At 60.7% G+C, this 11,577-nt stretch carries 11 protein-coding genes; 4 read left to right on the top strand and 7 right to left on the bottom strand.

The annotated features are described in order from the left end of the window. Positions 1-25: 25 nt before the first annotated feature. Positions 26-955: a LysR family transcriptional regulator gene (locus tag ACE04F_RS16490; RefSeq protein WP_486108315.1), complete on the bottom strand. Its 930-nt coding sequence runs from the start codon at positions 953-955 to the stop codon at positions 26-28. A 178-nt stretch (positions 956-1,133) separates the two neighbouring features. Here ACE04F_RS16490 and ACE04F_RS16485 point away from each other — a divergent pair, with 178 nt between their 5' ends. Then, a complete protein-coding gene (locus tag ACE04F_RS16485) occupies positions 1,134-2,363 on the top strand; it encodes an acyl-CoA dehydrogenase (protein ID WP_030140077.1) in 1,230 nt (409 codons plus the stop codon). Positions 2,364-2,504: 141 nt separating this feature from the next. Here the strand turns inward: ACE04F_RS16485 and ACE04F_RS16480 are convergent, their stop codons facing one another. From ACE04F_RS16480 to ACE04F_RS16465, 4 genes are all read right to left on the bottom strand, one after another. Beyond that, positions 2,505-3,374, bottom strand: coding sequence for an isocitrate lyase/PEP mutase family protein (locus ACE04F_RS16480; protein WP_434601241.1), 870 nt, complete (start codon positions 3,372-3,374; stop codon positions 2,505-2,507). 152 nt (positions 3,375-3,526) lie between these two features. Next, the gene (gene astA, locus ACE04F_RS16475) at positions 3,527-4,561 is read right to left on the bottom strand and encodes an arginine N-succinyltransferase (RefSeq protein ID WP_486108312.1); all 1,035 of its coding nucleotides are present in this window, start codon (positions 4,559-4,561) and stop codon (positions 3,527-3,529) included. 61 nt (positions 4,562-4,622) lie between these two features. Further along, positions 4,623-5,639: an arginine N-succinyltransferase gene (locus ACE04F_RS16470; protein WP_486108310.1), complete on the bottom strand. Its 1,017-nt coding sequence runs from the start codon at positions 5,637-5,639 to the stop codon at positions 4,623-4,625. Positions 5,640-5,744: 105 nt separating this feature from the next. Further along, entirely contained in the window at positions 5,745-6,497 is a 753-nt protein-coding gene (locus ACE04F_RS16465) for an N-formylglutamate amidohydrolase (RefSeq protein WP_486108308.1), read from the bottom strand. 437 nt (positions 6,498-6,934) lie between these two features. Here ACE04F_RS16465 and ACE04F_RS16460 point away from each other — a divergent pair, with 437 nt between their 5' ends. Together ACE04F_RS16460 and cobF are read left to right on the top strand one after the other, a co-directional pair. Beyond that, a complete protein-coding gene (locus tag ACE04F_RS16460; protein ID WP_486108306.1) occupies positions 6,935-7,513 on the top strand; it encodes a histidine phosphatase family protein in 579 nt (192 codons plus the stop codon). Further along, a complete protein-coding gene (cobF, locus tag ACE04F_RS16455; RefSeq protein ID WP_486108304.1) occupies positions 7,510-8,265 on the top strand; it encodes a precorrin-6A synthase (deacetylating) in 756 nt (251 codons plus the stop codon). The genes ACE04F_RS16460 and cobF overlap by 4 nt, the downstream gene beginning before the upstream one ends. Positions 8,266-8,420: 155 nt before the next feature. Here cobF and ACE04F_RS16450 read toward each other — a convergent pair whose 3' ends face one another. Together ACE04F_RS16450 and ftrA are read right to left on the bottom strand one after the other, a co-directional pair. Continuing rightward, positions 8,421-9,752 (bottom strand): IS110 family RNA-guided transposase, encoded by a 1,332-nt coding sequence (locus ACE04F_RS16450; protein ID WP_486107109.1) that lies wholly within the window; start codon positions 9,750-9,752, stop codon positions 8,421-8,423. Between the two features lie 274 nt (positions 9,753-10,026). Beyond that, the gene (gene ftrA, locus ACE04F_RS16445; RefSeq protein ID WP_486107107.1) at positions 10,027-10,986 is read right to left on the bottom strand and encodes a transcriptional regulator FtrA; all 960 of its coding nucleotides are present in this window, start codon (positions 10,984-10,986) and stop codon (positions 10,027-10,029) included. Between the two features lie 101 nt (positions 10,987-11,087). On the opposite strand from ftrA, the gene ACE04F_RS16440 reads away from it, so the two are divergent. Beyond that, a complete protein-coding gene (locus tag ACE04F_RS16440) occupies positions 11,088-11,522 on the top strand; it encodes a rhodanese-like domain-containing protein (protein ID WP_486107105.1) in 435 nt (144 codons plus the stop codon). Positions 11,523-11,577: the final 55 nt, after the last annotated feature.

The raw sequence follows: 11,577 nt of genomic DNA, 5'->3' as shown, positions 1-11,577 counted from the left end.
CCCCCCCCCTCCCACATTGGACAGGCTAAATCCTATCAAGCTTCTTCTCATGCGCCGTCACCTGCTGGCACAGCTCGATCATCTGCTCGCGCATCCAACGGTTGGCCGGGTCCTGATCGGTGCTTTCGTGCCAGTAGAGATGGGTTTCCACCGGCGGCACATCATTGACGGGCAAAAGGAAAGCATGCAGATCATGGCGGCGGGCAAAACGTTCGGGAACGGTCATGACCATGTCGGTCTGCTGCAGCACCTGCGAAGCCATCAAATAATGCTGCGAGCGCAGGGCGATCTTGCGCTGGATGCCCATCTTGCCCAACGCCAGGTCGACATAACCGAGGCCGTTGCGGCGGCTGGAAATATGTACATGGGTCTGGGCCAGGTAATCATCCAGGCTGAGTTTTTCCTTGCCCGCCAACGGATGGCCCTTGCGCATGGCACACACGTAGCGGTCCTCCATCAGCTTGACGTGACGCACCTGCGGATCGGTATTGAGCGGGGCGTCGACCGCAAAGTCCAGGCGGCCGGCGGCCAGCTCCTTGGTGGTTTCCCGACGCTTGGACAGGAAACTTTCGATGGCCACGGTCGGCGCCAGGCGGCGCAGGCGCTGGAACAGCGGCGGCAGGATCACGCCCTCGGTGAGGTCGGTCATGCTGATGCGATAGGTCTTGACGGCTTGCAGCGGGTTGAAGATGCGGCTTTCCTGTACCGACACCCGGAGCAGCGACAGGGCGTTGCGCACCGGCCCGATAATATTCTGCGCCATCGGCGTCGGCACCATCCCTTGGGCGGTGCGCACGAACAGCGGGTCGTTGAACGTCTCGCGCAGACGCGCCAGGGCATTGGACACCGCCGGCTGAGTGATGCCGACGATCTGCCCGGCGCGGGTCAGGTTGGCTTCGGTGTAGATCGCATCAAAGACAATGAAAAGGTTGAGGTCGACCTTGCTCAGATTCATGGCGCTGCACTCTTGTTCTTGGGCTTGTTGTGAGGTGCCGGAAGGCGATGCGAATCAGTGAACCATATATCGGTGATGAATGTTAATACACGCCGAGAATAGGTTAGGTAAATTTTCGTAGCTGAACTAGCATCGATTTCATGACCTAAAAACAACCTCTGCCAAGAAGGTGCTGCCCATGGATTTTGCCTACTCCCCCAAGGTTCAGGAACTGCGTGAGCGCGTCACGGCGTTCATGGATGCCTATGTCTACCCGGCCGAAGCCGTGTTCGAACGGCAAGTGGCAGAAGGCGACCGTTGGCAGCCGACCGCGATCATGGAGGAGCTCAAGGCCAAGGCCAAGGCCGAAGGATTGTGGAACCTGTTTCTGCCCGAGTCCGAGTTGGGGGCCGGGCTGACCAACCTGGAATATGCACCGCTGGCGGAGATCATGGGACGTTCGCTGCTGGGCCCGGAGCCGTTCAACTGTTCGGCGCCGGACACCGGCAACATGGAAGTGCTGGTGCGTTACGCCAACGAGGAACAAAAGCAGCGCTGGCTCGAACCGCTGCTGCGGGGCGAGATTCGTTCGGCCTTTGCCATGACCGAACCGGACGTTGCTTCCTCGGACGCCACCAACATGGCCGCCCGTGCCGAGCGTGACGGCGATCAGTGGGTCATCAACGGCAAGAAATGGTGGACCTCAGGCGCCTGTGACCCACGCTGCAAGATTTTGATCTTCATGGGCCTGAGCAATCCCGACGCACCTCGCCACGCCCAGCACTCGATGATCCTGGTGCCGGTGGACACCCCCGGGGTGAAAATTGTCCGTCCGCTGCCGGTGTTCGGCTATGACGATGCACCTCACGGCCACGCCGAAGTGCTGTTCGACAACGTGCGGGTGCCGTACGAAAACGTCTTGCTGGGCGAAGGACGCGGCTTTGAAATCGCCCAGGGTCGCCTCGGCCCGGGGCGGATTCACCATTGCATGCGCTCCATCGGCATGGCCGAGCGCGCATTGGAATTGATGTGCCAGCGCGCGGTCAGCCGCACCGCGTTTGGTAAGCCGCTGGCGCGCCTGGGAGGCAACATCGACAAGATCGCCGACTCGCGGATGGAAATCGACATGGCGCGCCTGCTGACGTTGAAGGCGGCATACATGATGGACACGGTCGGCAATAAAGTCGCCAAAAGCGAAATCGCCCAGATCAAGGTCGTCGCGCCGAACGTGGCCTTGAAAGTCATTGATCGGGCGATCCAGATCCACGGCGGGGCCGGGGTTTCCAATGATTTCCCGCTGGCCTACATGTATGCCATGCAGCGCACGCTGCGCCTGGCCGACGGTCCGGATGAAGTACACCGGGCGGCTATCGGCAAGTTCGAGATCGGCAAGTATGTGCCGAAGGAGATGTTGCGCAGCGGGCGCTGAAGCTCTTTCACGCTGAGACTGCTATCGCGAGCAGGCTCGCTCTCGCATAGGTTCATCGGTGGACGCGTTATTGGCGTTCACCGCAAGCCCCTGTGGGAGCTAGCTTGCTCGCGATGGCGGCCTCCAGGTCAATGAATCAGCTCACTCCTTGACGCTCATATACTCCTCGGCCCAACGGATATATTCCTCGGGCTGGGTGTAGGTGTGGGTCAGTTCCGTGGCGCTGAGGTCTGACGCCTGGGTGAAGATCTGACGCTGTTCCCGCAGGCTGTCGTAGGTGGCCTTGATCGCAGCGAAATACGCGCCGTGGCCGTCGATGGTGATTCGTACACCCAGTTCAGCCAGGCGTTTATCGTCGCGCAGCAGCGGGTTGCCATAAGTCACGAGCATCAGCGGTACGTTCAGGTTCTCGCTGATCTGCTCCAGATGCTCGAAATCCTGCACGCCTACCATGCAAATGCCGTCCGCGCCGGCGCGCTCGTATTGTCGGGTGCGACTGATGATCTCCTGGACCGGCAAAATCCCTGCGTTCGTGCGGGCGACAATGGCCATTTCCGAGTCGACTCGCGCCTCCAGAGCCGCGCGAATCTTGCCGACGCCTTCGGCCACGCTGATCAGGTCAGTGGATTTGCGGCCAAATTGCGCCGGCAGCAAGGTGTCTTCAATCGTCAACGCCGCCACGCCGGCGCGTTCGAGCTCGATGATGGTTCGCATCACATTCAGTGCGTTGCCATAGCCATGGTCGGCGTCGGCGATCACCGGCAGTTGCGCGACACGTCCGATGCGGGTGGCCTGCTCGGCAAATTCGCTGAGGGTGATCAGAGCAAAATCCGGCGCGCCCAATACTTGCAGTGACGCCACCGAGCCTCCAAGGATGCCCACCTCGAAACCCAGGTCGGCGGCAATGCGCGCCGACATCGGATCGAACACTGAAGCGGTGTGGTAGCAATTTGTGGAAGCCAGCAATTGGCGGAAATTTCGACGCAAATCTTGATGGGAAAGCCTGGACATATGAGTTCCACCAATGGAATGGAAGGGCTTGAGCAAAAGTGTCAACGCCTAAGGATGGAAAGCTATCACGCGGGACGGCCAAGGATGATGACGAATTTACAGGGACAGGCTGGCCGAAGTCGATCCCGTGAGATATGGCAGGCGCCGCGCCGCTATGCCGCCACCGCCTGACGATCGTGTTTGAACAGCGGCACGGCGCGTACCGTGTCACCCGGCTGTACTTGCAGGCGCTTGGCGGTCAGGCGATCGACGACCAGGCCCTCGCCGTGCAGGTGTCCCCGGGCGCTGGTGACGCGGCAGTTTTCCAGGCGCCGGTTATGAATTAGCCAGACCGGCGCCTGTTCGTCCGGGGTGCCTATGGCCAGCGTCAGCGACTGGCTCTCGCGGACGCTACGAATCTGCGACACCGGCGCTTCGATCACCGGGCCGGCGTCAAAGATATCGACGTACCCTTTATGGGCAAAACCTTCGTCGCCAAGGATTTTCAGGGCCGGCTCGGTGTTCGGGTGAGCCTTGCCGATCACGGCCTGGGCCTGTTCGGTGAGCAGGCAGGTGTACAACGGTTGGCGGGGCATCAGTTCGGCGATGAAGGATTTGTTGCCCATGCTGGACAACTGGTCGGCATAGCTGAAGTCCTTCTGAAAAAAATGTCGCCCGAGGCTGTCCCAGAATGGCGAGCAACCTTGTTCATCAGCGTGGCCGCGCAATTCGGCGATCAGCTTGTCGCCAAACAGCCCGGAAAACTCCGCCACGAACAGCAGCCGCGCCAGGGACAGCAGGCGCCCATTATGACCTTGGCGTTGCCGGGGATGAAGGAACAGCGAGCAGATTTCCGATTGCCCGGTCATTTCGTTGCTGAGGAACAGCGTCGGTATGTGCCGCTGGATGCCCAGCTCAGGCGCCGAACTGACCGTGACCCCGAGCCGGTAGTTGTACCAGGGCTCGCGCACTCCGACTGCGCCGGTCAGTGCACTGATGCCCACCACTTGCTGGTCATCGTCTTCAAGCACGAACAGGTAGTCGGCGTCCGCCCGTTCGACCTGCCCGGCAAAGGTGCGCTGGGCCCAGCGTATCCGGTGCGCCAGGCGCTCCTCGTTGGCCGGCAGGCTGGTGAATCCAGGGCCGGCGCAACGGGCGAGGTCCATCAGTGCGGGCAAGTCGGTAAGGGCGACCGGGCGGACTACCACGATGCGCCTCCTTCGACGGACCTGGTGCGACGCTGCCGCACGGTGCGCAATCGATTGCAGCTCATAAGCTGACCACCCGGACCCGGTCACCGTCGGCAATCTCCAGCGCGGCCAACATGTCGGGGTGCAAACGCACCGGACCTTCGATGTCGAGGTCCAGGTCGGCGATGATAGCCCGGTAATTGCCCAGGCCATCGTTACTCACCAGGTAGCGCCCCGTGGCGTCAATCTGCCGGCTCGGGCGCGCGAGGATCGAGCGGCTCTGGATGATCGAGCGGATGTTCGCGACCCGGGCCTGCATCGTCGGTCCGCCGTCAAAGATATCCACGTAGTTATTGGTTTCGAAACCCTCGCGTTCGAGGATGTCGAATGCTTCCTGGCCGTCGGGATGGATCCGGCCGATACAAGCCTGGGCCTGGGGCGGCAGCATCGGGACATAGATCGGGTATTGGGGCATCAGGTCGGCGAGAAAGGTCCGACTCTGCAGGCCGCACAATCGTTCGGCTTCGGTGTAGGACAGGTCGAAAAAGTGCTGGCCGATGGCGTCCCAGAAAGGCGAATGGCCTTCTTCGCTGCTGTACCCGACGATCTCGGTGATTACCGAGTCGGCAAAGCGTTGCGGATGAGCGCCGATAAACATCAGCCGGGCCCGGGACAATAATTGCGATTGCGGCGTGTGCACGTGTGCGGCGTCGATATGAAAGCCGCGCAGCAGCGTCTGGCCATTCAGGTCCTGGCACAGCGACAGTGCCGGTACGCCATGCTGGATGTTCAACTCCCGGGACTCGCTGGAAAATGGCCGGTTGCGCAGGCTGTAGAATGGTTCGTTGCAACCGGTGGCGGCGACGATTTCCGAGCAGCCCACCAAGCGGTCTGACACCAGGTCCTGCAGGACAAAAAAATAGTTCTGCGCACCGGGGCCTTGTACATCGATTTCGAACGAGGCACATGAAGCGAGGATTCTGTCCCGCAGGCGATCAGTGTCGTCGGGAAGCGAAGTGACGCCCACCAGGCTGTCGCGGGCCAGTTGTTGCAACTGCGACAAATCGGTTAACTGAACTGGACGTAAAGCCAGCATGGATAACACTCCTGTTTCAAAAGAGCCCGCTGAAGGTGCCGGGCTTGACGATCACTGTCGATGTCCACGCGTTGAAGCTTGTAGCTGATATTTACCACCGTCGCGTTACAGCAGTGGCGCGAGATAGGCGCTCCAGGTCCGCACCGATTCGGGACTGCGCAACAGGTCATTGCGCACTTCGATCAGCACCGAATCCAGGCCGCGACCGTCGCCGTGGACTGGAACCGTCATGTCACTCAACGGGCTGACCTTATAGGGCTGGTTACCGGCGGCCCGCAGCGAATGGCGCGCCAACCCATCGACGATACGCTGGGCATATTCCCGGGCTTCGCCAAACAATACCCCGGCCTCAAGGGCTCGTGGCTGGCCGTAGAACACTGGTGTGAAGCTGTGGATGCCGACCACCCGCACGCTCCGGTTGGCGGCCAGGCGTCGGTCGATCAAGGCGCGCAGTTGATCATGGAATGGATGGTACAGGCACTGCTGGCGATAGGCGCGCGTGGCGTCATCCAAGGACTGGTTGCCAGGAATCTGGTAGATCTCGCTTTGCGCCGGAATGCTGTCAGCGACGTGCAGCGGACGGTTCAGGTCGATCAGCAGTCTTGAGTAGTTGGCTGACAGCAACGTTGCGCCAAGGGTTTCGGACAGTCGCTCGGCCAGACCCAGCGCACCGATGTCCCAGGCAATATGTTCCTGAGCGGCGGTTTCATCCAGGCCCAGGTCGTTCAGTGCGCTTGGGATAAAGCGGCTGGCATGTTCGCAGACCAGCAATACCGGATGCTCGGAGTCTTCGCGCAGCAACCGGAAAGCGGGCTCGGTATAAAGACCCGATTCGGCACATTCAATGGATTCACGCATAGTGTTCACAAAGTTCGGCTGATGACAGCGCCTGGGGCAAGGTGTCGGGTAGCGCCCGGCCGTACAGGGCACATATGATCTTGTGTACCGATGGCACCACAGCCAGGCACGGTACAGTGATCGGGTCTCTGAAGAGAGGCATCCGTGCTCCTTGCCGGGATGAATGCTGGGTTTCTTTTGTAGCGCCGAAAATAGTATTTGGGTAGCGGGTACCACGTGTCCAGAGGTTTTTGCTTTCCGTTTGAAAAGCCTGAACTCACGTAGAGGCCTTGCAGGACAAGGGTTTCGTTGGAATCGCAATGTATGTCAGCTATCGCCTCAGTCTGTGTCAGACATACCGCCTTTTTGTCTCGGTTATTTGGTTTCATATAAGGTGTTGTACAAGAAAAAACGGGAGGGTTGCTGCCATGAGCCGTCCGACTGCCTGAGTACCCAATGTGCAAGCTACTCGCCTGACCTTGATTTGCCACGCCCGCACCGCCGCTCAGAAAGGTGCGCGTTTCGGCTTGGACGAACCGCTGGATGCCGGTTGGCTGGCGACACGTGCCGAAATCGGCCGCGAATACCGGAACGTGCGCCACCTGCTCTGTGGACCAGAGCTGCGCGCCCGCCAGACCGCGGCGCTGTTGGGCCACGATCCGCGGGTGGTCCAGGCGTTGGCCGATTGTGATTTCGGCCGTTGGCGCGGGAGGTCTGTCGATGAATTGCTCAAGACGGAGCCGGAATGCCTTCACGCCTGGCGTGACGACCCGGACGCCGCGCCCCACGGCGGCGAGTCCATCAGCCGGATGTGTCGTCGGGTCGGCGACTGGTTGACGACGCTGCAAGACACTCCGGGCCATTGGCTGGCCGTTACCCATCCGTTCGTGATTCGCGCTGCCCTGCTGAGCGTCCTGGGTTGTCCGATCAGCATGTTTCACCGGATCGACATCGAATCGCTTTCCGTCACTGAGTTGCGTTTCAACGGGGTGTGGCGATTTCGCAGCCAGGGGCCTGGCCAGGAGTCGCAGGTATGAAGCGACTGTCGGTGATAGGCATCGGTGCCGGTGATCCCGATCACCTGACGATGCAGGCGGTGAAGGCCTTGAATCAGGTCGACGTGTTTTTCCTGATGGACAAAGGGCCTGGCAAGGACGCGCTGCTGGATTTGCGCCGCGACATCTGTCGCCGCTACATCACTGAGCGCACCTACCGTTTCGTTGAAGCCCGCAGCCCCGAGCGCCGGCGCGAGGATCTGGACTACACGGCCAGTGTCGAGGCACTTAACCGGGCGAAGCAGGCAACATTCGAAAGATTGATCAATGAGCAATTGTCTGACGGGCAGCGTGGCGGTTTCCTGGTGTGGGGCGACCCTTCGCTTTACGACAGCACCCTGCGCATCCTGCAGGCGATTCTCGACTCGGGACGCTGCGTTTTCGAGTTCGATGTCATTCCGGGGATCACCAGCGTCCAGGCCCTCGCGGCGCAACACAAGGTGCCGTTGAACAGTATTGGCGGCTCGCTGGAGATCACCACGGGCCGCAGGCTGGCGGCGGGGCAGGTTGGCGATGCCGCGAGCACGGTGGTGATGCTTGATGCCGAGGATGCGTATCGCCAGGTCAGCGATCCTGAAACGCAGATTTACTGGGGCGCCTACGTGGGGACGGCGGATGAATTGCTCATTGCCGGACGGCTGGGGGACGTGGCCGATGACATCGAACGCACCCGCAAGGCGGCGCGACAGGCGAATGGGTGGATCATGGATACGTATTTGTTGCGTAAACCTTGATGCTGCGAATGAACCTGTGGCGAGGGAGCTTGCTCCCGCTCGACTGCGAAGCAGGCGCAAGACGTTAGCCATCTTGTGCATCGCGATTGCTGCGCAACCCAGCGGGAGCAAGCTCTCATCAAACAAAATCCATCCCCTTGTTCTCCAAAGCTTTTTTAAGCCGCGATCACTCGAACACCCAGCTTTGTAGCCTTACGCTGTAAGGCTCTAAGCTGACGATCACGGCTTTTGGCCTCGTACTCTTCCATATCCTGCGCCACGTAAGGCTGGCCTTTGGTCAGCATGGCGTAGATCAGGCGGGCCAGTTGATGAGCCGTAGCCTTGATGGCGCAGGCCGTATCCATACGAGCCAATCGGGCGCGGTGACTGGCACCGATAAAGCTTTTATCGTTGCGGGCGCTAGAGGCCGCCTGCTTCAACGCTTGTGCCGCCCGGTTAAATACCTTGGGGACATGACCGGGCAAGGGTTTTCCTCCCGATATTCGGGTTGAGGGCGCCAACCCCATCCAAGAGCTGAAATGTTGCTCAGTCGGAAACCGCGACAAATCAGGTCCGACTTCGCTTGCCAGAACCAAGGCGGATTCGATTCCGATAGTGGGAATCGCGGTCAGATCCACGCCCATGATTCTCACAAGTGCCTGGTGCAAGTTGGCTTGTTCATCTGCCGAACGATGCGGGCTGCGCAGTGGCTTGGCGGGTTGCGTGGGCTCATGGTTCAGTACTGGGAGTCGATTGAGTGCCTGGGTGATGGCCTGATCACATTCGGCAATCTGCTTCTCAAGAAAATCATGAGCAGCCACTTCCTGAGCCAAGGCATGCAAATGCTCGACTCGCCAGTTACCGTGCAGACTGCGGGCGATGGTTTGGTAATCGGCCTTGATACGGCCGTCTCGGAAGTTGGCTAAAACTTGAGGGTCACGCTCGCCATCGATGATGGCCTTGATGATTTTCATCCCTGTCACACCAGCGATGTTGCTGATGACATTGGCTAACTGAATGTTCATCTGCGTCAGGGCTTTTTGCATGCGGTTGATGGTCTTGGCTTGATCACGAACCTTCATGGCCCGCTGGCGAACCAGCGAACGCATCGAGCAAATATCATCAGCGGGCCGGAACGCTCCTCTGAGTAAGCCATGGGTCATGAGCTGCCAGATCCATTGGCAATCCAGGACATCGGATTTACGCCCGCTTATCTGGCGTGTAGCACGGGAGTTAACTAGATACACCTCAAAGCCCCTCGAATCGAGAAGCTCGAACAGCGGTATCCAATAGACACCGGTGGCTTCCATCGCCACGACTTTGATTTTCAGCGATTCCAGCCATTCGGCCAGCTTCACCAAATCCTCAGTAAAGGCCGGAAAACAACGAACCGGCTTGTCGCTTTGATCGGGATTGACGCCGACCCAGTGCTCGCGGCTGCCAATATCGATACCGGCACAATGAGGGTGAACGACTTCAAATCGTTTCTGCTGCTTCTTGCGCGCCATGACAATTCCTCGCAGGATTGAACGGCGCGCGGGGCACACGGTGTCGAACGGATTCACTCTCTCATACGTGGTCACAGCTTGCTGTGCCTACAACGACTCCACGCCGATACCGTGCCGGCCACTCTCCCTCGCGGGTGCGCACACACCAGTGATAGCTACGGCCTCTGTCCCCGCGCGCACCCAATATTAAGCCGAACACTTGTTTGCTGCGCGACAGCGCAGCGTCGGCGACGCGGCGGGGACTCCCTCGCCACGGAGAACCTCGAAGGCGTCGTTACCCTCGCCCAAACCGCTCCCGGTACACCGAGGGCGCCAGCCCCACCACGTTGCGAAACGCTACCCGGAAACTTTCCACCGACCGATAGCCACACAGTTGGGCGATGTTGTCGGTGTTGTCTTGCGTGCTTTCCAGCAATTCCCGGGCCCGTGCCAGGCGCTCATGTTGCAGCCAGGCCTTGGGCGACACACCGCAAGCCTGGGTGAAGCGGCGCAAGAAGGTCCGTTCGCTCATGGCGGCGTGACTGGCCAGATCGCGCACTCCCAGCGGCTCGTGGAGACGTTCCCGGGCCCATTGCATGACGCCGGACAAATCGCTGCGCGGCGTGCGGCTGACTGGCGAGGGGATGAACTGCGCCTGGCCACCGGTGCGTTGGGTCGGCATGACCAGTCGACGCGCCACGGCATTGGCGACCTGGGCGCCGAAATCCCGCGCCACCAGGTGCAGGCACGCATCGATGCCGGCCGCGCTGCCAGCCGAGGTGATGATCTGGCCTGAATCGACATAAAGTACATCGGGATCGACTTCGATGGTCGGGTAGCTGTGGGCCAGTTCGTCGGTGTAGCGCCAATGCGTGGTGGCGCCCAAGCCGTCGAGCAGCCCGGTGGCCGCCAGGACAAAAGCCCCCGAGCAGATCGACAACAGACGGGCGCCACGGGCATGGGCTCGTCGCAAGGCCTGGAGCAGGGCATCGGAGGGCGGTTCGCTGCGACTGCGCCAGCCCGGCACGATAATGGTTCGCGCGCTGTCGAGCAGCTCCATGCCGCCATCGGCCAATACCTGGAAGCCGCCCATGGCGCGCATCGGGCCGTCGTCGACAGCGACGATGCGGTGTTCATACCAGGGAAAATCAAACTCGGGCCGTGCCAGCCCGAATATCTCGACGGCAACGCCGAATTCGAACGTGCACAGCCCGTCGTAGGCGAGAATCGCGACGAGGCCAGGGGTAGGCTGCATTTGGCGGAAAATTCCCACAGAGTGTCTTGTACGCCACTGTAGCGGTTGGCGGCGGGTGGATAAAGTCTCTCCAAGCCCTATCCGTCCCTGGAGTAAACCCGATGACCAGCCCTGTTCGCGAAGTGTCTGCCGCGCCGTCCGACATTGCCCTGCAGCATTTCAGCCGGCGTCTGATGTTCGAAACCGATTGTTCCGACGTACGTGCCAGCCAGGACGCCGGTGAGATCGATTTTGTCCTCGTCGATGTGCGCGGGCCGCAGGCCTATGCACGCGGGCACGTGCCCGGGGCGATCAACCTGCCGACCCGCACGCTGACCGCCGAGGCGCTTGCGGCCTATCCCCAGACCACCCTGTTCGTGGTCTATTGCGCGGGGCCGCATTGCAACGGCGCCAACAAGGCCGCGGTGCGCCTGGCGACCCTGGGGTACCCGGTCAAGGAAATGATCGGTGGCGTCATGGGCTGGCTCGACGAAGGTTTTCGCCTGACCGGTTCCGTGGAGCGCGTGGCGGAGCAGGCGGTCAGCTGCGATTGTTGAAGTAGGGTGCGACGCCCGTGTGGCGAGGGGGCGAGCTCCCTTGCCACACGGGCTG

Source organism: Pseudomonas sp. AGC41 (assembly GCF_057334555.1).
This window is presented reverse-complemented; position numbering and strand designations above follow the sequence as displayed.